The sequence below is a fragment of the Georgenia yuyongxinii genome (assembly GCF_006352065.1).
GTDB classification, from domain to species: Bacteria; Actinomycetota; Actinomycetes; order Actinomycetales; family Actinomycetaceae; genus Georgenia; species Georgenia yuyongxinii.
In genome coordinates this window covers 2,869,614-2,894,436 of sequence record NZ_CP040915.1, presented here as the reverse complement: position 1 = coordinate 2,894,436, position 24,823 = coordinate 2,869,614, and the positions used below count along the sequence as shown (strand labels likewise).

The 24,823-nt window shown below is 70.8% G+C and carries 19 protein-coding genes and 1 tRNA gene; 12 read left to right on the top strand and 8 right to left on the bottom strand.

Annotation, left to right across the window (positions count from 1 at the left end; all coding sequences use genetic code 11):
• Positions 1 to 244: 244 nt before the first annotated feature.
• Positions 245 to 397 (bottom strand): hypothetical protein, encoded by a 153-nt coding sequence (locus FE374_RS19225; RefSeq protein WP_168205684.1) that lies wholly within the window; start codon positions 395 to 397, stop codon positions 245 to 247.
• A gap of 1 nt (position 398) precedes the next feature.
• Here FE374_RS19225 and FE374_RS13215 point away from each other — a divergent pair, with 1 nt between their 5' ends.
• Complete coding sequence (locus FE374_RS13215) at positions 399 to 1,898, top strand: HNH endonuclease signature motif containing protein (protein ID WP_139929655.1); 1,500 nt, start codon at positions 399 to 401, stop codon at positions 1,896 to 1,898.
• Between the two features lie 73 nt (positions 1,899 to 1,971).
• Here the strand turns inward: FE374_RS13215 and FE374_RS13210 are convergent, their stop codons facing one another.
• Together FE374_RS13210 and FE374_RS13205 are read right to left on the bottom strand one after the other, a co-directional pair.
• Complete coding sequence (locus FE374_RS13210; protein WP_139929654.1) at positions 1,972 to 2,340, bottom strand: nuclear transport factor 2 family protein; 369 nt, start codon at positions 2,338 to 2,340, stop codon at positions 1,972 to 1,974.
• A gap of 34 nt (positions 2,341 to 2,374) precedes the next feature.
• Positions 2,375 to 3,553: a hypothetical protein gene (locus FE374_RS13205; protein ID WP_139929653.1), complete on the bottom strand. Its 1,179-nt coding sequence runs from the start codon at positions 3,551 to 3,553 to the stop codon at positions 2,375 to 2,377.
• Positions 3,554 to 3,884: 331 nt separating this feature from the next.
• Between FE374_RS13205 and FE374_RS13200 the strand changes: the two genes are divergently transcribed.
• The 3 genes from FE374_RS13200 (at position 3,885) to nudC (ending at position 7,277) form a co-directional block, all read left to right on the top strand.
• A complete protein-coding gene (locus tag FE374_RS13200; protein WP_139929652.1) occupies positions 3,885 to 5,657 on the top strand; it encodes a hypothetical protein in 1,773 nt (590 codons plus the stop codon).
• Entirely contained in the window at positions 5,615 to 6,181 is a 567-nt protein-coding gene (locus FE374_RS13195; protein ID WP_139929651.1) for a hypothetical protein, read from the top strand. The genes FE374_RS13200 and FE374_RS13195 overlap by 43 nt, the downstream gene beginning before the upstream one ends.
• Before the next feature lie 145 nt (positions 6,182 to 6,326).
• Positions 6,327 to 7,277: an NAD(+) diphosphatase gene (gene nudC / locus FE374_RS13190; protein WP_330998416.1), complete on the top strand. Its 951-nt coding sequence runs from the start codon at positions 6,327 to 6,329 to the stop codon at positions 7,275 to 7,277.
• Between the two features lie 87 nt (positions 7,278 to 7,364).
• Here nudC and FE374_RS13185 read toward each other — a convergent pair whose 3' ends face one another.
• Entirely contained in the window at positions 7,365 to 7,631 is a 267-nt protein-coding gene (locus FE374_RS13185; protein ID WP_139929649.1) for a mycoredoxin, read from the bottom strand.
• Between the two features lie 194 nt (positions 7,632 to 7,825).
• On the opposite strand from FE374_RS13185, the gene FE374_RS13180 reads away from it, so the two are divergent.
• Entirely contained in the window at positions 7,826 to 9,892 is a 2,067-nt protein-coding gene (locus FE374_RS13180; protein ID WP_139929648.1) for an ATP-dependent DNA helicase UvrD2, read from the top strand.
• 515 nt (positions 9,893 to 10,407) lie between these two features.
• Positions 10,408 to 10,785 (top strand): WhiB family transcriptional regulator, encoded by a 378-nt coding sequence (locus FE374_RS19900; RefSeq protein ID WP_139929647.1) that lies wholly within the window; start codon positions 10,408 to 10,410, stop codon positions 10,783 to 10,785.
• A 122-nt stretch (positions 10,786 to 10,907) separates the two neighbouring features.
• Here the strand turns inward: FE374_RS19900 and FE374_RS13170 are convergent, their stop codons facing one another.
• Together FE374_RS13170 and FE374_RS13165 are read right to left on the bottom strand one after the other, a co-directional pair.
• Complete coding sequence (locus FE374_RS13170) at positions 10,908 to 12,083, bottom strand: ThiF family adenylyltransferase (protein WP_139929646.1); 1,176 nt, start codon at positions 12,081 to 12,083, stop codon at positions 10,908 to 10,910.
• 147 nt (positions 12,084 to 12,230) lie between these two features.
• Complete coding sequence (locus FE374_RS13165) at positions 12,231 to 13,757, bottom strand: zinc-dependent metalloprotease (protein ID WP_139929645.1); 1,527 nt, start codon at positions 13,755 to 13,757, stop codon at positions 12,231 to 12,233.
• 135 nt (positions 13,758 to 13,892) lie between these two features.
• Between FE374_RS13165 and FE374_RS13160 the strand changes: the two genes are divergently transcribed.
• The gene (locus FE374_RS13160) at positions 13,893 to 15,122 is read left to right on the top strand and encodes a YlbL family protein (protein WP_230978306.1); all 1,230 of its coding nucleotides are present in this window, start codon (positions 13,893 to 13,895) and stop codon (positions 15,120 to 15,122) included.
• 69 nt (positions 15,123 to 15,191) lie between these two features.
• On the opposite strand, the gene FE374_RS13155 is transcribed toward FE374_RS13160, so the two are convergent.
• Positions 15,192 to 15,755: a PPA1309 family protein gene (locus FE374_RS13155; RefSeq protein ID WP_139929643.1), complete on the bottom strand. Its 564-nt coding sequence runs from the start codon at positions 15,753 to 15,755 to the stop codon at positions 15,192 to 15,194.
• Between the two features lie 210 nt (positions 15,756 to 15,965).
• On the opposite strand from FE374_RS13155, the gene FE374_RS13150 reads away from it, so the two are divergent.
• The 3 genes from FE374_RS13150 (at position 15,966) to FE374_RS13140 (ending at position 20,396) form a co-directional block, all read left to right on the top strand.
• Positions 15,966 to 19,001 (top strand): UPF0182 family membrane protein, encoded by a 3,036-nt coding sequence (locus FE374_RS13150; RefSeq protein ID WP_223173534.1) that lies wholly within the window; start codon positions 15,966 to 15,968, stop codon positions 18,999 to 19,001.
• Between the two features lie 216 nt (positions 19,002 to 19,217).
• Positions 19,218 to 19,291, top strand: a tRNA-Met gene (locus tag FE374_RS13145).
• 172 nt (positions 19,292 to 19,463) lie between these two features.
• Positions 19,464 to 20,396, top strand: a complete 933-nt coding sequence (locus FE374_RS13140; protein WP_230978305.1) for a tyrosine-type recombinase/integrase — start codon at positions 19,464 to 19,466, stop codon at positions 20,394 to 20,396.
• Positions 20,397 to 20,721: 325 nt separating this feature from the next.
• Here the strand turns inward: FE374_RS13140 and FE374_RS13135 are convergent, their stop codons facing one another.
• Complete coding sequence (locus tag FE374_RS13135; RefSeq protein WP_269142071.1) at positions 20,722 to 21,924, bottom strand: beta-ketoacyl-[acyl-carrier-protein] synthase family protein; 1,203 nt, start codon at positions 21,922 to 21,924, stop codon at positions 20,722 to 20,724.
• Between the two features lie 72 nt (positions 21,925 to 21,996).
• Here FE374_RS13135 and FE374_RS13130 point away from each other — a divergent pair, with 72 nt between their 5' ends.
• Together FE374_RS13130 and FE374_RS13125 are read left to right on the top strand one after the other, a co-directional pair.
• Positions 21,997 to 22,656 carry a TetR/AcrR family transcriptional regulator C-terminal domain-containing protein gene (locus FE374_RS13130; protein WP_139929641.1) on the top strand — a complete coding sequence of 220 codons (660 nt, stop codon included), beginning with the start codon at positions 21,997 to 21,999 and terminating at the stop codon, positions 22,654 to 22,656.
• 293 nt (positions 22,657 to 22,949) lie between these two features.
• Positions 22,950 to 24,185, top strand: coding sequence for a serine hydrolase domain-containing protein (locus FE374_RS13125; protein ID WP_168205683.1), 1,236 nt, complete (start codon positions 22,950 to 22,952; stop codon positions 24,183 to 24,185).
• Positions 24,186 to 24,823 lie beyond the last annotated feature (638 nt).

The following is a 24,823-nucleotide window of genomic DNA, read 5'->3' as shown; positions in this document are numbered from 1 at the left end:
TCGATGTGCTGTTCTTGCCACCATTTCCACAGGAGCCGGTCCTAGGTTTCCTTTTACCGCTTCCCGGTGGGGCCCCGTTGGGTGAAGCGAGCCGCTGTCCATGCTTGAGTGCGCCGCGTCCGGGCCGGTAAGGGCTGGTGCTCGATAGATGCCTTCGCAGTTCAGTGGCGCAACTTCGCCGGAGCGTCGGCGTTCAGTGACGGAAGTTCGCGCTGACGCCGTCCCACGCGAGTTCGCGAGCATTTCAGTCAAGATGGTCCCCTTTTTTAGTTCTTCTTCCTTCCTTCGCAGCAATCACCCCTGTCGCAACTTCAATCCACAGGCCTCTTTCCTCTTGCGCGTCGAACGTGTGTTCGATAGATTGTTCGCAGTTGGTTCGCCAAAGGGGGGTGGTCACGGTGTTATTGATAGACGAATCGAGCACGCCGGCCGCCGCCCTGGTGAATGGTCTGGCGACGATCCAGTCCACGCTGGCGGAGCTGGTCACCATCGAGCTGCACCAGCTCCACGGCGTGGCAGTGCTCGAGGTGCTGGACCGGGTGGAGAAGATCAAGCGGCAGAGCGAGGCCCTTACTGCCCGGGCGTTGGCCACCATCGAAGCCGATGGCACCTGGGCGGTCGACGGCGCCCGATCCATGGCCGCGTGGTACCGCGGCCGGTCGGGGAAGCACCACGCCAGTGCCGCACGGGAGATCCGTCAGGCTCGGGCACTGAGGGACCACCTGCCTGCGACGGCCGAGGCTCTCGCCGCGGGGGAGATCAGCGTCGATCACGCCAGCGCGATCGTCCGTCACACCACGAACACCGAGTCCCGGCGCGAGAAGCTGGTGGACCCCGAGGTTGGCGAGCACATGCTGCTCGAGTACGCGCGAACTCTCGATGCGTCGGACTTCGCCATCGCCGCCGCTCAGTGGGGTCTGCGGGCTGACCCGGAGGCAGCCGACCGTGCGTACCGCGAGGACATGGCCACCGAGGAGTTTCACCTCGCCGAGACCACGGGCGGCTACGTCCCCAGTGGATGGCTCTCCACGGCGAACGGCAAGCTGCTCCAGACGGCGCTGGACGCGCGGATGGGCCCGCGGACGAAAGGCGACAGCCGCACACCGGCCCAGCGGCGGGCAGCGGCCCTGACCGGGCTCGCGAGCCTTGCACTGGACTCCGGTGTGCTACGCCCGGGCGCTCGCATTCGGCCGCACCTGTCGGTCACGGTGCCCTTCGAGACCCTCCAGCGACTGATCGCCGCGTCCGCGCCGAAGCACCGTCCCGGTTGCCGCACGATCGGCACCTACCCGGGCGCCGTGTTCGGGATGGCGCCCGACGGCTCCCGGTTCGCGGACCACGCGTCGACTCCCACCGCCGCACCGGACACGACCGCCGCGCTTGCCGCCGCTACGACGCACCAGCATGACGGCGAAGACCAAGGCGCCTGTGACTGCGGTGCGGCTCTCGCCATCGGCACCGAGCTGGACCCGGCGATGATGTCCGGCGTCGAACCCGCCACCTTCGAGGACGGCTCCCCGATCCCACCGGCGCTGCTGGGCAGGCTCGCATGCGCCAGCAACATGCACCGCGTGGTCTTCGGGCCTGAGTCAGAGGTGCTGGACGTCGGGCGGGAGAAGCGCCTGTTCACCGCCGCCCAGACCAGGGCGATCATCGCCCGCGACAAGCGATGTCAGTACCCCCGGTGCAACGCGCCCCCGGGTGAGGGGGAAATTCACCACTCGATCTGGTGGTGGGCGCAGTTCGGGACCACCAGCGTCAGACTGGGCATCCTCCTTTGCTGGTTCCACCACGACTACGTCCACGCTCAGGGCATCAGTATCGAGCGACGCAACGGTCAGTGGGTGTTCCTCCGCAAGGACGGCAGCGTCATCGGTAACGTCGAGCTCGCCGCCTGAACGCGATTCCCGCAACGTCAGTTCCAGAGCCGCCGATCAACGTCAGTTCCAGAGCCGCCGATCCGGGCGGCCGTCACTCAGGCAGCGGCTCCTTCATCCACCACTCCGTGAACTCGGAGCACCGGCCCTCACCGTCTAGTCGAATCGCCCAGAGGTTGCGGTAGTTGCGAGGTGGATCGACGTGGTACTCAGTGCGGCCCTCGATGAGGTGGAGATCGTGGTCGACTGCGAGCGGTTCCCACCGGAACGTGGTCTGGCCAGGCTCATCCTTGATCTCGAGCCACCCGCGCACAATCGCCTTCCGGCCCTGCCAAGGCTCGGCATACGGCTCCGTCAGGTAGACGGCGTCCTCGGTGAACAGTGCCTCGATGTCGGCCGGATCGTTGGAGTTCCAGGCCCGTACGTAGCCCTCCATCCAGTCGGTGAGCCGGCGGTCGTCCATGGGCTACTCCTTCATCCTCGTTGGCACGGCGCGATCACGCCGGGCTGGGGTCCAGAACGCCGCCTTCGGGTGATATCCGCACCTCGACGGAGCTGATGAACCAGCGGAAGTTGGTGCGGCTGTGGACCTCCATGTCGTCAGCGCGGGTGATGTCGAAGGTCCGCGTGCCTACGGTCACGATGACCGACTGCCCGCCGGGGACGCGTCCGGTGCTGAAGAGTCGGGCGTAGTAGTGCTGGCCGGGCCAGACGTTCTCGCGGTGGATCGTCTCGTCCTCCTCGGTCTCGGAGTAGGTCTGGGACATCAGGGCCAACGATGGTCCAGCCACGTCGGGATGGAGCACGTCGGCCATCAGGTAGTTCTTCTGGTACGTCCAGTGCGTGGAGAAGCCGAACTCGTTCTCGGTGCGCAAGTCATGTGTGCCGACAGCGCACTGCGCGTCGATGAGCACCTCAACCTGCCCGGTGACAGGTGGCACGAACGCGAACGCGACCTGCGTCTCGACCATCGCGTGCGCGTAGTCCCAGTTGCTGGCGTCGTCGCAGTCCATGCGGGTGTCGTTGCCGACGAGTCCGGCATACGGGTGCACGGTGTGGAGCCGCTCGACGCGGAAGCCGCTGGAAGCCAGCGGTTCGAAGGAGGTGACGAAGTCGGCGAACGGCGGTCGGTAGATCTGCCACCCGAAGATCGTGTCGGGGCCGCCTCCACCCCACGGCAGCGGTTGCTTGTGAAGCGGTGAGAGTTCCAGCCAGGCGTCGAGGTTCCTCGCCACGCTCAACCCCGGGGTCGACCGGTCGGGGATGCTCTCGACGATCCGTCGCCAGGTCGGTGTGGTCTCCGTCGCTATCCGTCGCAGGTCCGGGAGGTCCGCGCCGAGCCCGCGCAGGAGGGCGGCGACGCGGGCCTTGCGGGCGGCGTTCGCCTCCTGGTGGTCGAGCCAGAGGCCTTGAGGGGGTTCGCGGAGACCGCGAAGGTCGAGCTGCTCGCGGCGCAGCGCGCGGCGCAGCTGGGTCAGACCTTCGCCGCCGAGCAGCCCGACCAGTCGCGCGTCGACGGCGCGGGTCAGCTCCTCGGCCGCCCGGGCCCGCGCGTCGTTCGCGTTGCGTCGTGCGGCGACGCGCTCCCGGAGCGCCTCCTCGGCGAGCCTGCGGTCCTCGGCGGAGAAATCCGCGAGGACGGGAAGGTGGGAAGAGAAGTCGTACGCACGTGACATCGTCCGCTCCTTTGCGGAAAGCGATCTTGCTATCGAGCGTAGGGCGCGGTGCGGTTGCCGAACAGGATGAAAGGTCTGCGGGTTAGGGCCCCGTCACACCTGCGGGTCTGGGCCTCACAACGTGGCGACGACGGCGACCGGCAGCCGCGAGGGTGGCGCACCCACGACGACGTCGCACGAGCTGGCCCGGCTCTGTCCACAGGTGGCATTGCCCCCGTATCCCTGGGCCCACCTCGATCCGTACGTTGAGCCCGACACCGACCGACAAGTGCGCAACCACGGAGGTCACATGGGGCAGGCCCGCTCGACCATGTCGGCACGGAGGGCGCTCGTGACGTCCCTGGTGGCGCTCCTCGCCCTCGCCGGCTGCACGAGCGGGCAGGCGGAGAGCGCCCCGCCGCCCGACCAGCCGTCGTCACAACGGATCGACGTCCCGCTGACCGAGGTCGCGCTGCCGCCCGAGACCCGTTCCACCGGCCCGGCCGCGTGGAGCTGGACCTTGCTCCCCGGGCACGGGACCCGGCCGGTTCCGGTCGCCGTGGGCGTCGTGGAGGAACCGGGAAGACCGGCGGACGTCGGCGTGTGGCGACTCGACCTCGAAGGTGCCATCGAACCCGGCCGGCTCGGCATCGACGGCCACGTGGAGAGCGTGAGCGGCGCGTCCTCGGGAGAGATCCTCGCCGTCGCGGGATGGTCCTCGGACGGCACCCAACAGCGGGGTTTCCTCTCCCTCGCGCCCAACCGCCGCACATTCGGCAGCGTCACGCTCGGCGACGCGGCGAGCGCAGTGCGCTTCGACGCCGTCGGCGTCGTGGGTAGCACGCTGGTCGCGGTGGGGGAGGACGTGGACGAGACCGCGTGGGCCGTCGTCGTCGATGCCGAGGACGCCACCGACGTGCGGGTGGTGGCGCTGCCACCGTCCGCCGCGGAAGAGGAGCTGACACTGACCTCCGCCTCCGGGCACGGCGATCAGCTGCTCGTCACCGCCCAGCTGCGGCGCGCCGGAGGGCCGTCGACAGCGGTCGCCTATGTCTCCGACGACGCCGGCCGCACCTGGCAGGGCCCGCACCCGATCGCCGCAGCCCGCTCCGCCGTAGCCGGGGCGGTGTGGAGCGGTACCGACTACGTCGCCACCGGCTCGGCGCACGACGAGACCCGTGGTGCAAGGTCTCCGGCGGCCTGGTCCTCAGCGGACGGGCTGACGTGGGTGGCCGAGGCATTCGACCTCGACAAGTTCGGCACCTGGCATGAGCCGTCGGACGACGTCTCCCTCGGCCGCCCGATCGCCGACGCCACGGTCACCGCCGCGGCGTCCCTCGCGCCGGGCCGGGACCTGGTCGCCGTCGAGCGTGTCGCGCCGGGAAGGTGGGAGGCGTGGGACCGCAGCAAGCCGGTGGACGGGGCGGACGCCGCGGGGATGACGTGGCACTCGCCCGACGGCGACGACTGGTTCCTCGTCCACTTCGCCAACTCGGCCGAGGTCCAGGCCCTGTCGCCTACCGGACTGCTGGAGGCGCACCCGCTGGCCGGCACAGTGCGCCCCGCCCGCGTCGACTCGGTGCACGTGGTCGACGACGTCGTCGGGGTCGTCGGGTCCCGTCCGTACTTCGAGGAGCTCGAGGAGGGGTGGGCCACCGGGACCGCCGCCGCGCCGATGGTGCTCGACGGCGCCCGGGTGCGCCCGGGACCGTGGGGGCCAGACGGGCTCGGCCAGTACGCGAAGGTGACCTCCCTCGCAGGCCCAGGCGTAGGCCCAGGCGCAGGTGCAGTCGCGGACGCGGGCGCGGGGTCTGGCGCCGACGCGGACGGCGTCACGGTGCTCTTGGGCGCCGGCCGCGCGGGCGACCCGGACGTGCACACCGCCGGCTGGGTACGGACGGCGCCCGGCGCCCCGTGGGAGGCGGTCACCGGCATCACCGGCGGTGGGTTCGTGTACGCCACCCACCTCGAACACGTCGCCCTGAGCTGGTACGCGCTCGGCCGGGTGGCACCCACCCTGTTCTTCGACGAGGCGCGGACGGCGATGGTCTGGACCTCCACGGACGGCCGTACCTGGACCCGATGGCCGGCGACTACGCCGACGAGGGCGACGACTCCGCCATGAGGGACGTCTGTGAGCTTCCCGACGGTGGACTGGTTGCCGTGGGCTGGTCGGACGACGACGTCGACGGCACACGGGCGGCGATATGGCGGCTGGTCGAGGGCGTGTGGACGCGGGGCCACGCCGGTGCCGTCGGGACCGCGTTCTCGTGGTGCCGCACAGGCCCGGACGGACTCGTCATCGGCGGGAGCGCGGCCGGCGCCACGGTGACCTGGCGCAGCGGCGACGGGCTCGCCGTCGAGGAGTCCGGCCGCCTGCCCGACGGCGTCGTCCGCCACGCCGCGCACGAGGTCGAGGGCGGTCTCGCCGCCGCCGGGCACCTGAGCACTCCCGAGCACGAAGGCCCGGTGGTGTGGCTCTCACGCGAGGGCGAGGACTGGCGGTGGGCCCGGCTGCCAAGCCGCGGCGCGTACGACGGCGCGTCCGTCCATGCGGTCGGCGCCGATCTGCTCGTCGTATTCTCCGGGGCCACCGCGGAGCAGGCCTGGCTGATCTCGGACGTGGCAGGTGTGCTCGACGGCGGGTGACCCGTTCGGTCCGTCCGGAGGTCCGATGGAAGCTGACCACTCCAGTGGCAGCTGACCCTCCGGTCCGCCCGGAGGTCCGATGGAAGCTGACCACTCCAGTGGCAGCTGCCCCCTCCGGTCCGCCCGGACGCCCTACGGTGAGGTGGTGCACGATCTTCCGCTGGCCCGCTCCACCGTCGACCTCGATGCCGCGGCACGGACGCGGCCCGGCGTCGTCGCGGCGCTCGTCTCCGCGCCCACCACCCGGGTGCTCCTGCTGCGGCGCGGGCTGGTGGCCTCCCGGGACGGCGCCCTGGACCTGCACGCCCCGTCCGACGTCGCGGGCGCCACCTGGGACCCCGAGCACCTCACCTACCTCGGCAAGGACGCCGACGGCGCCTACCTCGCCCTGACCCTGCCCGAGACGCTGGGGGAGGAGCGAGACCTCGACGGCGTCCCGATCCAGGAGGACGCCGCACTGGTGGGCTTCGTCGACGGGCTGACGTTCTCGCACCTGCGCGACGTGGGAGACGCCCTACCCGACCGCGACGCCGGCCTGGCGACGACCGCCGTCGCCCTGGCCGCCTGGCACGCGCGGCACCCGCGGTGCCCCCGGTGCGGGGAGATGACCGAGGTGGTGGAGGCGGGCTGGGTGCGTCGCTGCACCGCCGACCACTCCCTGCACTACCCGCGCACCGATCCAGCGGTGATCATGGCGGTGACCGACGCCGAGGACCGCGTCCTCCTCGGGCACGCCGCGCACTGGCCGGCCCGCCGGTACTCGACCCTCGCCGGCTACGTCGAGCCGGGGGAGTCGATCGAGGCCGCGGTGCGGCGCGAGGTCGCGGAGGAGGCGGGGATCGCCGTCGGCGAGGTGGAGTTCAGGGCCTCTCAGCCGTGGCCGTTCCCAGCGTCGTTGATGCTGGGCTTCCGCGCGAAGGTGGCCGAGGGGGCGAGCACCGACGTCAGCGTCGACGGCGTGGAGATCACCGCCGCCCGGTTCTTCTCGCGGGAGGAGCTCTCCGCCGCGGTGCGCGACGGCGAGGTGCTGCTGCCGATGCGTTCCTCCATCGCGCTCGCGCTCATCGAGGAGTGGTTCGGCGGCCCGCTGCGGTGAACGGCTTCGGGCTGCGGCACCGCACGGGCACCGGCGACCGGGCAGAGGTCGGCCCCGCCCACCAGAGGTGGGCGGGGCCGACCGGAGTCAGTTGGCGGTCGCCAGGCGCTTGCGGACCTCGGAGAGCGAGGGGTTGGTCGCGGCCGAGCCGTCCGGGAACACGACCGTGGGGACGGTCTGGTTGCCGTCGTTGACGGACTCGACGAACTTCGCCGAGGTCTCGTCCTCCTCGATGTTGACCTCGGTGTAAGCGATGCCCTCGCTGTCCAGCTGGGTCTTCAGCCGGCGGCAGTAGCCGCACCAGGTGGTCGAGTACATGGTGATCGTGCCGGCCTCGGGCGCCTGCGTCGTCATGAGGACTCCTCTCCGTCGTTGCCCGCTCAAACGTCACTTCCGTTCCGATTCTTCCCGACGGCGCGGGCGCGTGCGCGGAAGTGATGCGTCTCACCGGTACGCGACGACACGGCCCCGGCGATCCACGCCGCCGCGCATCGGTGGAGAGCGTCGACGGACCTCGCCGTGCACCGCCGACCGGCCGCGGCCGGACGATGTCCGTGGCGGCTGAGAGACTGGCCGGGATGAGTACCGACGAACTGCTGGCGGCCCTGGACGACGACCAGCGCGCCGTGGCCGAGCACCTCACCGGCCCGTTGTGCGTGCTGGCAGGTGCGGGGACCGGGAAGACCCGAGCCATCACCTACCGCATCGCCAACGGCGTGCGGTCCGGCGTCTACAGCCCGAACACCGTGCTCGCCGTGACGTTCACCGCCCGCGCCGCCGGTGAGATGCGCTCGCGGCTGCGCGACCTCGGCGTCGGCGGAGTCCAGGCCCGCACCTTCCACGCCGCCGCTCTGCGCCAGCTCTCCTACTTCTGGCCCACGGCGATCGGCGGCACGCTGCCGCGCATCGCCGAGCACAAGGCCTCCCTGGTGGCCGAGGCCGCCGGCCGGCTCGGCCTGGGCGCGGACCGGGTCGCGATCCGGGACCTCGCCGGCGAGGTGGAATGGTCCAAGGTCTCCCTCGTCACGGCGGAGGACTACGCCGCCAAGGCCGCCAGCACCGGCCGGGAGGGCGCGGCCGGCCACGACCACGCCACGATCACCCGGCTCATCTCCGTGTACGAGGACGTCAAGAACGAGCGCGGCGTCATCGACTTCGAGGACGTCCTGCTCCTCCTCGTGGGCATCCTGCTCGAACGCGAGGACGTCGCCGCCGAGGTGCGCCGCCAGTACCGACACTTCGTGGTCGACGAGTACCAGGACGTCTCCCCGCTCCAGCAGCGCCTGCTCGACCTGTGGCTGGGCAACCGCCGGGAGATCTGCGTGGTCGGCGACGTCTCGCAGACCATCTACTCCTTCACCGGGGCCACCCCCTCCTACCTCACCGACTTTTCCCGCCGCTACGAGGGTGCGCAGGTGGTGCGGCTGGTACGCGACTACCGCTCCACCCCACAGGTGGTGGACCTCGCCAACCGGGTCCTCGCCCGGGCCGGCCGGCACCTCTCGTCCGCCGCCGTCGAGCTCGTGGCCCAGCGCCCCTCCTCGGTCCCGGTGCGCTTCGAGACCTACGACGACGACCTGGCGGAGGCGCGCGGCGTCGCCGAGCGCGTCGGCGCCCTCCAGCGTGAGGGGGTGCCGCTGAACGAGATCGCCGTCCTCTACCGCACCAACAGCCAGTCCGAGGCGCTGGAGCAGGCCCTCGCAGACGCGGGCATCGGCTACCTCGTGCGCGGCGGCGAGCGCTTCTTCTCCCGTCGCGAGGTGCGCGAGGCCATCGTGCTGCTGCGCGGTGCCGCCCGCTCCAGCGCCGACCAGCCCCTGACCGAGGCGGTGCGCGACGTGCTGTCGTCGGTGGGCTGGTCCGCGGAGCCACCCTCGGCCCGCGGTGCGGTGCGCGAGCGCTGGGAGTCCCTCAACTCCCTCGTCACCCTCGCCGATGACCTGCACAGCAGCCGCGGCGCCGACATGGTGGGCCTGATCGCCGAGCTCGACGACCGCATGGCCGCCCAGCACGCCCCCACGGTCGCCGGCGTCACGCTGGCCAGCCTGCACGCCGCGAAGGGCCTGGAGTGGGACGCCGTGTTCCTCGTCGGGGTCTCCGAGGGCCTGCTGCCCATCTCGCTCGCCGAGGGGGAGGACGCGATCGCCGAGGAGCGGCGGCTGCTGTACGTCGGTATCACCCGCGCCCGTGAGCACCTGCAGCTGTCCTTCGCGCGGGCCCGCACCGTGGGCGGGCGGGCCTCGCGGAAGCGGTCACGCTTCCTCGACGGCGTCTGGCCCGACGGCGCAGACGGATTCCGTTCCGGCAAGCTCTCCCGCCGCGCCGCCGCCAAGGCGCGCACCGAGGGGTTCATGGAGGACAACCCGAAGGACGCGGAGCTGTTCGAGCGGCTGCGGAACTGGCGCGGTGAGGTGGCGCGCGCCGTCAGCAAGCCGGCGTACACGGTGCTGCACGACACCACACTGCAGGCGATCGCCACCGCCAAACCGAAGGACCTACGCCAGCTCGCGGTGCTGAGAGGCATCGGCGCGAGCAAGCTGGAGGCGTACGGGCCGCAGGTGCTCGCCGTCGTGCGCGGTGAGGACATCGATGTCCAGGAGTGGTTGGCGCGCTGACGGGCGGCGCCGACGGACGGCGCTGACGGCGCCGCCATGATGACGGTGCCGCGGCGCGGTGCTGCCTGGGCCGGTACGCGGGCCGGGAATCGTCCTGAGGGACGAGCCCGGCTCATCCTCCCGGGTGAAATCTGGGCGAATCTCGAATAATGCGTTGCCCGGCTCCTTGACCCGGGTCTAGGGTCCTACGTGTCCGAGTTGATCGGGTCCCCGCCTAGCCAGCAAAAGGGATCCCCGCTGCCGAAGGAGGTGTCAGAGGTGATGAGCAACAAGCTCGCCGTGTACACGCCGGCGTCCGATGCCTGCCCCTTCATCGCTGGCCCCGCCGTGGCAAAGGTGCGTCGTCGCATCGCGCCCATCGGCACCTCCCAGGGAACCGCCCCCCGGAACTAAGACTGCACGAGCTGCAGGTTCACCGGCCGCGGACCCTCAATGGGACTCGCGGCCGCCGTCGTTCTGCGACGGTCACGCGGGCCCACGCCCCGGACAAGTGAACGAAACCCAGGAGCACTTCCGTGCAGCTCACCGCCCTACTCGACCAGATCAGCCAAGGAACGTCCGTGTCCTGGCCGGCCCTGCCCAGCACCACCGCAGAGCACAGCCTCACCGGCGACGCCGGCTGGGGCGTGCTGTCCACCCCGGCGTCACCCGGTGCCATCACCCCCTGCCAGCAGGCCGAGGACACCGACCTGTGGTTCGCCGAGCGCACCGCCGACGTCGAGCGCGCCAAGGCGGTGTGCCGCACCTGCCCCGTGCGTGAGGCATGCCTCGAGGGCGCCCTCGATCGCGGCGAGCCGTGGGGTGTGTGGGGCGGCGAGGTGTTCCAGGACGGCGTCGTCGTGGCGCGCAAGCGCGGACGCGGCCGCCCCCGCAAGGACGAGTCCGCCGCGTAGCCCCAGCTGAGCCCCTGCGGTCCGCGGCCTCGGCCGCGCCTCTCGCGGCGCGTCCACCTCGAGGGCACTTACCGGCGCCGCCGGCGGCCGGGGCTGCACGAGCCCGGCCGCCGGCGGCGCCGTCATGCGCGGCCCCCTGACCCGGCGGGCGCCAGGGCATCGGCGCGGGCCGGCTCCCCGTCGCCGTCCTCTTCCCCGTCTGCCGAGGTGGGCCCTACCGCGGCTGGGTCTGTGGTTGCCGCTGTGGTTGCGGCGGCCTGGTCCGGGGTCGTCGTCGCCGCGGCCGGGTCAGTGGCCGGCGCCGATGGCGCATCGCACCCGCACGCGGGATGCGGCGCCCACTGCCGGACCAGCGGCACGGGGTCGAGCGCGGTGACCTCGAGCGTGGCGCCGGTGACCGTCACGGTCCGGTCGTCGAGCGCCGCGAGGACCTGGTGGGCCGCGAGCGCCGCGCCCAGCTGGGCGAGCGTGGCCGGCGTCCCGGTGGGCGCCGACGTCAGCAGCTGGGCGGCCAGGGCCGGCCACGCGGGGTCGGCGTCCACCCGGTGCAGGTCGAGGCACCGCGTGCACGGCCCGCGCCCGGGCACCACGAGCGGACCGACGACGACGGCGACCTCCCCGACCACCACCGGAAGGTGAGCGATCGCGGCCCGCCGGAGGTGACGCAACCGCAGAGGGTCGGCGACGGCGGTGGAGACGGTCACCACGAGATCGGGCCGCGTGCCGGCCGGCGCCGAGGTCCGCAGGCGCGGGAAGGCGGCGCGCAGGTGGGTGACGGCACGTGTCGCGCGGCGGCCACCCACGTCCCGCGCCTGGAACACGCCGAGGTCGGCCTCGGTCACGGCCGACACGTCGTCGAGGAGCAGCGTCCCGACCCCGCCCATGGCCAGGAACGTGGCGAGGAAGGACCCGACGCGGTCCAGACCCACGACGGCCACCCGCTTGGAGGCGCGTACCGCGAGGACGGCGGCGCCGTCGCCGTCGTCCCGCAGCCGGGACCAGTAGGACTCCTCGGTGTCGGGAACCGCCAGGGACCAGCTGGACCGAGTGGGCCGGGTGTCCAGGACACCGGCGGCCTTGAGCCGGGCGACCAGCTCACGCACCCGCTCGGGCTCGACGCCGACGGCCCGGCCGACGCGCTGCAGGTCGGCCGGCGTCGGGCCGCGCGTGAGGTGCTCGACCACCCGCTGGTCGCCGGGCGTCAGCCCGTCGAGGACGACGGCGCAGCGCGGGTCGACCCCGACCTGGCTCTCGCCCGGTCCGCGCCACAGCACGCTCAGACCAGGTCGCAGGTGCACGGTGCGCCCCCTCCCCGCCGGTCGACGACCGGCCCGGGAACGAGCGTGACATGCGGGACCGGGGAGGTGCCGCCGTCGGCTCCCGGCCTGTGGACAGTGCGTCCGGTGCCGACGGCAGCCGAGAGGGCGCGGCAGCCGAGCGTCGCCCTAGCCCCTGGGCGCGTCGTCGTCGGGTGCGTCCTTCGTGCGGTCGCCGCCAGGCTCGCCGCCCGAGCCGTCCGCCGGCGAACCGGAGCCGGGGGAGGGCGACGTCCCGGGGGCCGGGTCGTGCGGGGACCGACCTGCCTCGTCCGGGAGCGTGCCGTCGAGCAGGGCCGCCAGGGCGGCGTCGACGTCCTCCTCGGCGGCTCGGGCCGCCTGCCGCGAGGCGACGAAACCGTCCGGGTTGTCGAGCTCTTCCGGCGTCGGCATGAGGTCGGGGTGGGACCAGAGGCGGTCACGGGTCTCGACGCCGCGTGCCTCGCCCAGGCGGGCCCACAGGGTGGCCGCCTCACGCAGGCGCCGCGGTCGCAGCTCGAGCCCGACGAGCGTGGCGAAGGTCTGCTCGGCCGGGCCGCCGGTCGCGCGCCGTCGTCGCAGCATCTCGCGCAGGGGCACCGCGTGGGGCAGGTGGGGGGCGACCGCCTGCGCGGTCACCTCCTCGACCCAGCCCTCCACGAGGGCCAGCGCCGTCTCGAGCCGAACGAGCGCCGCCTTCTGGGCGGGGGACTGCTCGAGGGCGAAGACCCCGCCGGAGAACGCCTCGCGCAGCTGCTCCGGGTTGGTGGGGTCGATGCCGCGGACGGCCTCCTCCATCGCCTCGGTGTCGATCGTGATCTCGCCTGCGTAGGACGCCACGATCCCCAGCAGGTGGGCGCGCAGCCACGGCACGTGCGCGAAGAGCCGTGCGTGCGCCACCTCGCGGACGGCCAGGAACAGCCGGACCTCCTCAGCCGGTGCGTCGAGCCCCTCGGTGAAGGCGGCGACGTTGGCGGGCACGAGCGCCGAGACCGGCTGCTCAACGAGCGGCAGGCCGGTGTCCGCGGGGCCGAACGCCTCGCGGGCGAGGGTGCCTACTGCCTGGCCGAGCTGCATGCCGAAGACGGCGCCGCCGAGCTGGCGCAGCATGCCCTCCGCCGCGCCCATCTGTTGAGCGAGTGCCTGCATCTCAGGGGGCATGTGCTCGCTCTGCGCGGCGATGGTGTCCGCCAGGGCCTGCGCGACCGACGCGGCCACCGGTTCGGAGAGCCGCTTCCAGGTGGGCAGGGTGCGCTCCACCCAGTCCGCCCGGCTCCAGGCCTCCTGACGCCCGCCGGCCGGGGCCAGCTCGGTCGCGGCGTCCAGCCACAGATCTGCGACCGTCAGAGCGGAGCGCACCTGCTCCGCCTCGGCGGCCGTCACCGACGGGTCACCACCGGTGTGCGCCGTCTGCCGGGCGAGGTTCTGCGCGAGGTTCCAGTTGACCGGTCCGCCGCCGCCCGAGGACAGCAGCTGCTGCATCTGGCTGAGCATCATCATCAGCTGGTTGCGGTCCGTCGGCAGCCCCGCCGCGCGTGACATCGCCTCGGGGTCCAGCCCGCTCGCCCGCATGGCGCGCATGGCCTCCTCCGCCGCCTCGGGGCCCATCATCGAGCGCAACAGCTCCTCCCAGCTGTTCTGCTCGCCGCCCTCGGGACGTGCGGGGTCCTGGCTCATCTGCTGCTCCTCGTGTCGTGGACCACCACGGTAACCGGCTGGTCAGCCCGGGGGCAGGGCCGGCCGGCGCGCCGGGGCGCCGGTTCGCTCAGGGCGCACGACGAGGCCCCCAGCCCCATGCGGCATGATGAGCCGGTGATCCGCCCGGGACGCCGCAGCGCCGACCTCCGCGAGCCCGACGCCCCGCGGCGCCGCCCGGGTGCCGACGGCGGCGCCGGTCGGCCCCGACGGCCCGAGCCGCTGCCCCTGCTCGAGGAGCTCCAGCTGGTCTCGCGCCGGTCGGTCACCCTCGTGGTCGCCGGCGGGTTGCTGACGCTGCTGCTGCTGGTCGCCGTCCTGGTGCCGCTGCCGTACGCGATCCAGCGTCCCGGCCCCACGGTCAACACCCTGGGGGAGGTGGACGGCGAGCCCCTGATCACCGTCGAGGGCGCCGAGACGTATCCGACGAGCGGGGAGCTGCGGCTCACCACGGTGTCGGTCGCCGGCGGGCCGGGCTTCGAGGTCACCGCGGTGGACGTGCTCGCCGGCTGGTTGTCGGGGCAACAGGTGGTGCTGCCCCGCGAGGCGGTCTTCCCCGAGGGCAGCACACGCGAGCAGATCGACCAGGAGGCGGGCGCGCAGATGACGTCCTCGCAGACCAACGCCACCGTCGCGGCGCTGGAGGAGCTGGGGTACCCCGTGCCGATGGTGCTCACCGTCTCCTCCGCGGCACCCGGGTCCGGCGCCGAGGGCGTGCTGCTGCGCGACGACGTCATCATCTCCATCCAGCCGCCCGGCCGCGACGTCACGCAGGTTGGGAGCTTCTCCGACCTCGCCGAGGTGCTCGCGGCGACGGCACCAGGGACCAGCGTCACGGTCGGCGTCGAGCGCGCCGGGCGCGAGGAGAGCGTCGAGGTGGTCACGATGGCGCCGCCGGAGCAGCAGCCCGCGCTCGAAGGGGCCGACGCCCCGGAGGGCAGCCTGCTGGGCGTGGTCCTGGAGCCGGACGTCGAGCTGCCGGTCGAGGTCAGCTTCGACATCGAGAAGATCGGCGGGCCGAGCGCGGGGACGATGTTCGCGCTCGGCATCATCGACACCCTGACGCCGGGGGAGATGACCGGCGGGCAGGACATCGCGGGCACCGGGACCATGAACCTGGCGGGGGAGGTCGGCGCCATCGGCGGGATCCGCCAAAAGCTCATCGGTGCCCGCCGTGACGGGGCGGAGTGGTTCCTCGCCCCCTTGCGCAACTGCGACGAGGTCGTCGGGCACGTGCCAGACGGCCTCCAGGTGGTCGCGGTCGCCACGATGGAGGAGGCACATCACGCCGTCGAGACGATCGGGGAGGGCGACGGCGCGAGCCTGCCGTCGTGCGCGCCGGCCTGAGCCGCCGCGATCAGGCGAGCGTGGCCCCCAGCGCCGTCGTCAGGCGAGCGTGGCCCCGCAGCGCCGTCGTCAGGCGAGCGTGGCCCGCAGCGCCTCGACCAGCCCGGGCACCGCGTCGGGGGAGCCGGCCACGGCGTCGTCGAAGTCGTGGCTGCGGCTGCGCAGCGCGCACCACGACTCTCCCGTGCGAAGCACGCCGGTGGCCATCCGCACGTCCTGCCGGTCAGGATGGTTCATGAGGTACTCCACCGCGGCGGCGGGCTCCTTCGGCATGCCGGACTCCGCCTCGGGCGGGACGACCATCCGCTCGACGACCACCGCGGCGCCGTCCACCGAGTCCGGCCACGCGAGCTGGCCGAGCAGCTCCTCGAGCGTGTCCGAGTCGGGCAGCCCCTCCTGCTGGATCCCGGTCAGGTGCTCGGGCTCCACGGCCGCCGTGCGCACCGCCTCCTCGGGCAGCTCACGCGCCAGCTCCGGCGTCTTCTCGAGGGCCTCGGCCGTGCGCACGAGCGCGAAGACGAACACCTGGCCGTCCCAGCCCAGGGACGCCACGTGCCGCTCGAGGTCCCGCACCGCGGCGCGCAGTGCCTGCTCGCGCGCGGACGGCTCTGCCGTCGTCTGCTCCTCGCTCATGGCTCCATGATCGCGCACCCGCGGGCCGAGCCGCGCCGGCCCGTCCCGTGCGGGCTTGGCCGGCCCTCTGGCGGGTGGCCTTTGCCACCTCGGTGACCGTACGTGTGGGAACCTTGGTGGTGGACCGGACGTTCTTCCGGGGAAGGCCGCGCGCCGTTCCCGGCCACGTCCACACCCTGTTCCTGCTCGATCAACCCGAGGTGCTGCTCCGTGACGTCCGCATCCGTCCCCCGTCCGCCCAGCCCGAGGAGGGAGGGACAGCGTCGTGGGGCACTCATCCCCACGATCGTCGTCCTGGCGATCCTGGCCGCCATCATCATGGCGATGGCCCAGGTGTGGACGGAGGTGCAGTGGTTCCAGCACCTTGACTTCACCCAGGTCCTCGTCACCGAGTGGGTCACCAGGGTGATTCTCTTCCTCGTCGGCTTCGCAGTGATGGGCGGGGCCGTCCTGCTCAACCTGCACCTGGCCTACTCGCGCCGCGAGATCTACCCTCCCACCACGCCTGAGGAGCGCAACCTCGACCGCTACCGCGAGAGCGTCGAGCCGCTGCGCCGCCTGGTGATGATCGGTGCCCCGGTCGTCCTGGGCCTGTTCGCCGGCGCCAGCGTGTCGAGCCAGTGGCGGCCCGTGCTGACCTGGCTCAACCGCGAGCAGTTCGGGCAGGTGGACCCGCAGTTCGGGCTGGACATCGGCTTCTTCGTCTTCACGCTGCCGGTGATCCGCTCGCTGGTCTCGTTCCTGATGACCGTCGTGTTCATCTCGGCTGCGGCCGCGGTGGTCACCCACTACCTCTACGGCGGCATCTCGCTCGCCCCGCGCCAGCAGCGGGTGAGCGCGGCGGCACGCGTGCACCTGGCCGTGCTGGCCGCGACCTTCTCGCTGCTCATCGCCGCAAGCTACTGGCTCGATCGGTACTCGCTGCTCGTCGGCGACGCCGGGCGCTTCGCCGGTGCCTCCTACACGGACATCAGTGCCAACCTGCCCGCCAAGGCGATCCTTGCCGGCATCGCGGTCGTCGTGGCGATCCTCTTCGTCATCACGGCGTTCCGCGGCACCTGGCGCCTGCCGGTGGCGGGGATCGCCCTGATGATCCTCTCGGCCATCGTGGTGGGGACGGCGTACCCCGCCGTCGTCCAGCGTTTCCAGGTTGACCCGAACGCCCAGGAGGTCGAGCGGCCCTTCATCCAACGCAACATCGACGCCACCCTCGCGGCGTACAAGCTCGACAACGTCAAGGCGGAGACCTACTCGGCCACCACCGAGGCCGAGGCGGGCCAGCTGCGCGCGGACAGCCAGTCCACGGCGTCCATCCGCCTGCTCGACCCCAACATCGTCTCCCCGACCTTCAACCAGCTGCAGCAGAACCGGCAGTACTACAGCTTCCAGGACACCCTGGCGGTGGACCGCTACGAGATCGAGGGCGAGAGCCGCGACACCGTCATCGCGGTCCGCGAGCTCAACCAGAACGGCCTGGGCCAGAACCAGCGCACCTGGGTCAACGACCACACCGTGTACACGCACGGCTTCGGTGCCGTCGCCGCCTACGGCAACACCCTCTCCGCGGACGGGCGCCCGGCCTTCTTCGAGCAGGGCATCCCGAGCGTCGGACAGCTGGGCGACTACGAGCCGCGCGTGTACTTCGGGCAGAACAGCCCCGACTACTCGATCGTCGGCGCACCCGAGGGCACCGACCCGTGGGAGCTGGACTACCCCGACGACGACGCCCCCAACGGCCAGGTCAACAACACCTACACCGGCGACGGCGGCCCCTCCGTGGGCAACATCTTCAACAAGGTGCTCTACGCCCTGAAATTCGGGGACATGCAGCTCCTCTTCTCCGACCGCGTCACCGAGGAGTCGCAGATCCTGTTCGACCGCGACCCGCACGACCGCGTCGCCAAGGTCGCGCCGTACCTCACGCTCGACCAGCGGGCCTACCCGGCCGTCGTCGACATGGACGACAACCCGGACACGCCCAAGGAGCTGGTCTGGATCGTCGACGGGTACACCACCACCAACGACTACCCATACTCCGCGCGCGAGTCCCTCCAGGAGGCCGTCAGCGACTCGCTGACCACCGTCAACGGTGTGCCGACCACCGTCGGGGCCGCACCTCCCGAGGTCAACTACATCCGGAACTCGGTCAAGGCCGTGGTCAACGCCTACGACGGCGAGGTCACGCTCTACGGGTGGGACGAGGCCGACCCGATCCTGAAGACCTGGGAGAACGTCTTCCCCGACCAGATCCAGCCGGTCAGCGAGATCAGCGGCGACCTCATGAGCCACATGCGCTACCCGGAGGACCTGTTCAAGGTCCAGCGCGAGCTGCTCAGCGAGTACCACGTCACCGACGCGGCGTCGTTCTACTCGGGCTCGAACTTCTGGAACATCCCCGCCGACCCGACGGGTACCGGCGACGTCGCCCAGCCCCCGTTCTACCTGACGCTGCAGATGCCCGGTCAGGAGGACGCGCGTTTCTCACTGACCTCGAGCTTCATCCCTGGCGGGCAGACCGAGCGGAACATCCTCACCGGGTTCCTCGCGGTGGATTCGGAGACCGGCAACACTCCGGGGGAGATCCGTGAGGGCTACGGCCAGATGCGACTGCTCGAGCTCCCGAGCGACGTGACCGTGCCCGGCCCCGGCCAGGTGCAGAACAACTTCAACTCGAACCCGACCGTCTCCACCGAGCTGAACCTGCTGCGCCAGGGTGGCTCGGACGTGCGGCTGGGCAACCTGCTGACGTTGCCGGTGGGCGGTGGCCTGCTCTACGTCCAGCCGGTGTACGTCCAGTCGGCGGCGGGCACGTCGTACCCGCTGCTGCAGCGTGTCCTCGTGGCCTTTGGTGATGAGATCGGGTTCGCCTCCACGCTCGATGAGGCGCTGGACCAGGTCTTCGGCGGCGACTCCGGTGCCGCGGCCGGCGATGCGGGCGTCCAGCCCGAGACCCCGCCGGCGGAGGGCGAGCAGCCGCCGTCCGGCACCACCGAGGTGCCGGCGGCCGCCCAGGAGCGGCTGACGCAGGCGCTCTCCAAGGCGCAGCAGGCGCTCGCCGACAGCAACGCCGCGCTGTCCTCTGGTGACTGGGCGAAGTACGGCGAGGCCCAGGGCCGGCTCAGCTCGGCCATCTCGGACGCCCTGGCCGCGGAGCAGGAGATTGCCGCAGCCGGCGGGGACGCACCGGCCACAGAGGCCCCGGCCGATGGGCAGGCCCCGGCCGACGGCGAGACACCGGCCGCGTAGGAGGTTCAGCAGAGCCCGGCTCGCGGCGACCAGGCCGCCTGACGTGCCGACTGACCCGGTGACCGGGGCCGCCCTTCCGGGCGGCCCCGGTCTCGGCTTCCCGGGTCGGTGGTGTGCGTACGCAAGCCCGGGTGCGCACCTGGTGACGCTGTGAGCGAGGGCACGTCTGGGCGATTTGCACTCTGTCTTCACCGCGACGTAACCTGTACTTACCGACGCGGGGTGGAGCAGCTCGGTAGCTCGCCGGGCTCATAACCCGGAGGTCGCAGGTTCAAATCCTGCCCCCGCTACGAGATCCAGGCTCGGAATCTACGGATTCCGAGCCTGGAGGCGTTTACGGACATGATCGAGTGTCCACTTAGTGACGGGTTTCCCGGACAACCCTCGGCGGCGCCGCCGAGGGTGACCTACACCGCCGCCGCCTCGCGAGGCGCCGAGGAGGGCTGGCTGTGCGGTGTGGGCATGACCCACCTGATCGGCATGTCCGCCACCGACGCTATCGACCGACTGAGTGACTGGCAGACCGCGCTGCGCGCCGAGATCAAGGCGCCCGGCACGGTCACCCTCTACGCCGACGGCGTCACCCGCTACCTGCGCTGGTGCGCCGAGCGCGACCAGCTCCCGATGAGCCGCGCCGCACTCAACCTATGGATCGCCGGCCTGCTGGACGCCGGCGCCGCACCGGGCACCGCCCGGATCCGCCAGCTCGCCGTCCGCCGCTTCGCCGCCTGGCTCACCGCCGGCGGCGAGATCCCCGCCGACCCGTTCCCCGGCGTCAAGGCGCCCCGCGTCGAGCCACCGTTGGTCGAGCCGCTGACCGACGACGAGCTGCGCGCCCTGGTTAAGACCTGCACGGTGCCCGAAGGCTCGACAGCCGCCGTGGAGACGCTGCACCACCGCCGCGACGAGGCCATCATCCGCCTCATGTTCGAGACCGCCATCCGCTCCGGCGAAGTCGTGGACCTCCAGCTCGACGACCTCGACCTCCTTGGGCGCCTGATCACCATCCGCCGCGGCAAGGGAGGACGCGGCCGGATTGTCCCGATCGGGCAGGCCACCACCGAGGCACTCCTGGCCTACCTCGGCGAACGTGAGGAGCATCCGCTCGCCGGGACCGCTGACCTGTGGCTGGGCAGCCGCGGCAAGCGGTTCGGCCGCGAAGGACTCGCCCGTTCGCCGCGACGCCGAGCCAAGCGAGCCGGCGTGCACGGCTTCCGGCCGCACCGGCTGCGGCACACTGCTGCCCACCGTTGGCTCGCCGCGGGCGGCTCCGAGTCCGGTCTCATGGCGATCGCCGGCTGGACCCGCACCGACATGCTCGTCCGCTACACCCGCGCACGTGCCTCAGAACGCGCCGCAGCAGAGGCCCGACGGCTCGACCTCGGCGCCCTGTGACCAGGGGCACTTTCAGTGCTGTCCATCGCGCTTCTTCACGAACCCGTGAGACCGCGGGCGCTAGGGAGGGCGTCATGAACCACAGGGTTGCGCGGGCCTTATGACTCAGGGAGGCGCTGAACCAGGCAGAGCACAGTCCGTGTCTAGGAGCGCTCGCACCGGCATGGTGGGCACACTGGCTGGATGGAGGAGTCGCAGGGATCGATGATGCAGAACGGGAAGTTCGCTGGACGGACTGGGGTGTCGATTCACACGGTCCGGCACTTCGGTGTCATCGACTGGTTTTCGGTCCCGAGCGGCCAACGCGGAGGATGAGGCCGCTCAGTCATGGCGCCGAGAGAAGCAGGGCGGCGTTATGACCGCCGAACCCGAAGGAGTTGGTGAGTGCGGCGGAGACCGGACCAGGCTTCTCGGTGGTCACGACGTCGAGCATCAGTTCGGGATCGGCATCGTCGAGGTTCTTCGTCGGCGGGATGATTCCGGTGTCGATAGTCAGCGCGGTGATGATGGCCTCTACCGCGCCCGCGCCGCCGACCAGATGTCCGATGGAGGCCTTCGGGGCGGTGACGGGGACCTGCTCGCCGAAGACCGTTCGGATGGCCAGAGCTTCGCTTCGATCGCCGACCGCCGTTCCGGTGGCGTGGCAGTTGATGTGGTCGACGTCTCCAGCTTTCAGACCGGCCCGGCGAACGGCTGTCGTCATGGCGCGGACCTGCCCGGTGCCGGTGGGATCGGGTGCTGTCATGTGGTGGGCATCGGAGGAGATGCCAAAGCCGGCGATGCGCGCGATGGTCGGAGCGCGCCGGGCCGCGGCGTGCCGCTCTGATTCCAGGATCAGCACTCCCGCGCCCTCTCCCAGTACGAATCCGGACCTGTGCAGGTCGAAGGGGCGCGAGAGCTGGTCGAGCGCCCGGCTCGGCTTCGCCAAGGTCTGCGCTCGGGCAAATGCCGCGAGGGTAAGTGGCATGATCGGCGCTTCGGCTCCGCCCACGATGACGACGTCGGCTTCATCGCCATCGATCAAGCGCATACCCATCGCGACGGCCTCGGCTCCCGCTGCGCACGCCGAGACCGGGGTGAACACGCCGGCACCGGCGCCATATTCGATGCTGATCTGGGCCGCCGCAGCATTGGCCATGAGCATCGGAACCGTGCGGGGCGAGACCCGCCGAGCCCCGGAGTTCTCGAGCACATCGTCTTGATCGAGCAGGGTTTGGAGCCCTCCGATGCCGGCGCCGATGACGACAGCCAAACGGTCGCGTTCGACCTCCGGTGCTCCGGCGTGCGCCCAAGCCTCTGCCGCCGCGACGACAGCGAGCGCCTGGCTCCGGTCGAGTCGACGCGCCCGGATCGGGTCGATGACGTCGGGTCCGAGTTCCGGAGCGACAGACGCCACCGGAACCGGAAGGTTCGCCCAGTCCTCACCTCGTGCGGAGAGATCGACGACGTTAGACGCTCCGGCCAGCAGCCCGTCCCAGAGCGCAGTGACCCCGATCCCCAGTGGGGTCACTGCTCCCATGCCTGTAATCGCGACCGTGGTCTACCCTTCTTGTATGCGATACAAGTAAACGAGTGGACTTGTATCACATACAATAAACGCGTGGCCAACCCGAGACAGCCGCCCGCTCCGTCCCCGCGAGGGGCCGCGACCCGTGCGCGTATCCGTGACGCGGCATCCGATCTGTTCGTCCGGGCCCCGCGCAGCGAGGTGAGCGTGGCCGCGATCGCCGCCGCCGCCGGGGTGTATCCGAACCAGATCACGCACCATTTCGGATCGAAGGACGCGCTCTTCGTTGACGCAGCGTTCGCCAATCTTCTGCGCGACACCGCGCGGCTGCGCACGGCCGGGTCACGAGCCAAGTCGGTCTCGGCGTTCCGCTCGGTCCTCGCCCGCACCGCGCTGCTCATGCCGTCGCTGCCCCTGGTCGTCTCGGCACTCGGCATCGCCGGTGATTCCCCCGGCTCGACTTACCTCATTCAGCGCAACCTTGATCTCCTGTTCGTCAGGTCGGAGCGATTCATCCGTGAGCGGAGCGCCCGAGACGGCTGGTCGACGTCACCTGAGCTCGCGCGTGAAGTGCGGACCTTCTGGAGTGCAACCTTCGGTGCCGTGCTCTTGTCTCGTGCCGGGTTCCCCGGCGGAGCCTCCGAGGTCGACCTGGCCCGAATCCTGAATCTCACCGACGATGCGAGGCAGCCGGAAGCCCACCGCCATGACGCGGGAGACGATGGACCGACGAAGGGTCCTGTCTCCCGGTAACAACTGCCCGTCGTAGAGGGAGGAGGCGTCCGCGCCACCCCTCGAGCCCGGGCAAGTGATCACCACATGAATCACCACTTCTGGTGATGTTCGCTCACCACGTCTCCTTTTACCTTCCGGATTGAAGGAACCTTGGCGCCGTCGGTGCCGAGATCAGGTACGCCACGTACCACTGTTGACGGGATTGGGCAATGACCACAGAGAAAATTGGTGCGACCAAGGCCGCTGGCCGCGGGAGTCGGAGAGCTACGTTCAACGGGGCGATGCGTCGTAGGCCCCTAAACCTCCTGTGGATGCGGGACACCGACTCCTTCGCCCGCCGGTGGACCGGAAAGCTGTTCGTCGCACTCGTCCTGCTCGCGCTCCCGATCGCTATGCTGCAGCATTCGCTCAACTCAGGTGCGTACGCCGACATCTGGCCAGCATTGCTGATGGGCGTCGCACTCGGCGGCGTGTATCTCGCCTCCCGCCGGCTCATCTTGACGGTCGCGGTCTCATCGCTCGCCGTCGCCGTCTCGTCCGCACTGCTCGCCCCGACCTTGTCCACGTCGGGGACCGGCGACCCGGTACTCCTCGACCAGCTCCAGGCCGAACAACTCGTGGGCGCTTTGGACGGTTTCGAAAGCATCGCGGTCGCTCACGTCGATCTGGGCGCGCCGCAACCGGTGCGTCTGGCGGGCCTTGGAGCTGCCCAGACGACGCAAATGGAGGTCGGGTCGCTGGCCAAGGCGATGACCGGCCTCGTCATCGCCGATGCCGTGGACCGCGGAGAGGTTCAGATGGACGAGCCCGTATCCCGCTACCTTCCTGAACTCGTCGGATCGCCCGCTGGCGCAGTCACCCTTCACGAGCTCGTGACTCATACCGCCGGATACGTCGACTTCGGCCCGTCAACCCAGCAACGCGCGGCGTGGAGCGCTCCGCTGGGCCTCAACTTCCTCACCACCAACGCTGAGCAGATGACAGAGGAGATCCGAGGGCAGAACCTGGTAGGCCGCGGCTCATGGGCGTACTCGAACCTCGGCGCAGCGACCGCGGGGCAGGCGGTCGCCGCAGCGACCGGGATGAGCTACTCCGAGCTCATGCGCACGCGTTTGTTCGAGCCCCTCAAAATGAACGACACCGCCATCCAGGACGACGAGGCACTCGTCCCCGGCGGGAAGTCACAGACAGGACTCAGCGTGCACCCGTGGGTTGTCAACGCGTACGCACCGGCCGGGGCTGCTGTCTCCACCACCGAAGACCTGGCACGACTGGCCACAGCAATCCTGGACGGATCGGCACCGGGTATGGCTGCGCTTGACCCGGTCACCGGCACCCCCGAGACGGACATGGACATGGGCTTCTTCTGGGCGATCTCAACGTCGCGGGACGGCGAGACGATCACCTGGCACACGGGCGAGACCGGTGGGTACAGTTCCTACTTCGGCCTGGACCGCACCCACAAAAAGGCCGTGATAGTGCTCTCGGACGTCGTCACCCCCGCAACCATGGCTCTCGCCTCAAATCTCCAAGCCGCCAACGGCTGACCGGCCTCAGCCTGCCTGACCTGTGCCTCGGCCTTCATAGCAGCGGCAAAAAGAACCGAGAACCTCAGGATGGGTAGCGAAACCTGGATCCACCGATGGGCTGAGAGCCGCGGGTGGCGCGGAACACGGGAATGCCCTTCTAGCCTAGGAAAATGCGACTTGTCTAAGGTCCGCATCGCCCGCTCAAGACGGGCATTCCGTAGGTGCAAGTTCTCACACCTGAACCGTCCTGGGTTTCCCGGAGGGTGAGGTCGGACAATCTGTCGTCATCCAGGCGGCTCACGATCGTGTCCAGAGCCCTCTCGACCTGGTGGGCGTTCACCTGAGCTGCGACTCGTCTGCTTCGTCTCCGGTGCAAATGAGGTGTTCGGCGAATTTTGAAGGGGAAGGGCAACCTCTTCCAACGGCTCGACGACATGGCAGGACTCTTCCAGTCCGAGCTGGGGCTCGACCTCGTCAACGTCGCGGGCGTCCGATGGTCGGAGCTCATCCGGCTATGGGCTGCGCGGCATGTCCACACCCGCGCCGGAGATCTTGTCGACACAGGGCCGAGCCCGAGCGGGGCGCCATGACGTGATTCGGCCAGTGTCCATTTTGGGTCCACATTGGGTCCGTCCTACACCGCACCGAAGGGCTAT

Coding starts and splice junctions, on each gene's coding strand:
- FE374_RS13125 (WP_168205683.1), top strand. CDS start 22,950: ATGCGGGACACCGACTCCTTCGCCCGCCGGTGGACCGGAAAGCTGTTC.
- FE374_RS13180 (WP_139929648.1), top strand. CDS start 7,826: ATGTCCGTGGCGGCTGAGAGACTGGCCGGGATGAGTACCGACGAACTG.
- FE374_RS13195 (WP_139929651.1), top strand. CDS start 5,615: ATGGCCGGCGACTACGCCGACGAGGGCGACGACTCCGCCATGAGGGAC.
- FE374_RS13205 (WP_139929653.1), bottom strand. CDS start 3,553: ATGTCACGTGCGTACGACTTCTCTTCCCACCTTCCCGTCCTCGCGGAT.
- FE374_RS13165 (WP_139929645.1), bottom strand. CDS start 13,757: ATGAGCCAGGACCCCGCACGTCCCGAGGGCGGCGAGCAGAACAGCTGG.
- FE374_RS13210 (WP_139929654.1), bottom strand. CDS start 2,340: ATGGACGACCGCCGGCTCACCGACTGGATGGAGGGCTACGTACGGGCC.
- FE374_RS13185 (WP_139929649.1), bottom strand. CDS start 7,631: ATGACGACGCAGGCGCCCGAGGCCGGCACGATCACCATGTACTCGACC.
- FE374_RS13140 (WP_230978305.1), top strand. CDS start 19,464: ATGACCCACCTGATCGGCATGTCCGCCACCGACGCTATCGACCGACTG.
- FE374_RS13155 (WP_139929643.1), bottom strand. CDS start 15,755: ATGAGCGAGGAGCAGACGACGGCAGAGCCGTCCGCGCGCGAGCAGGCA.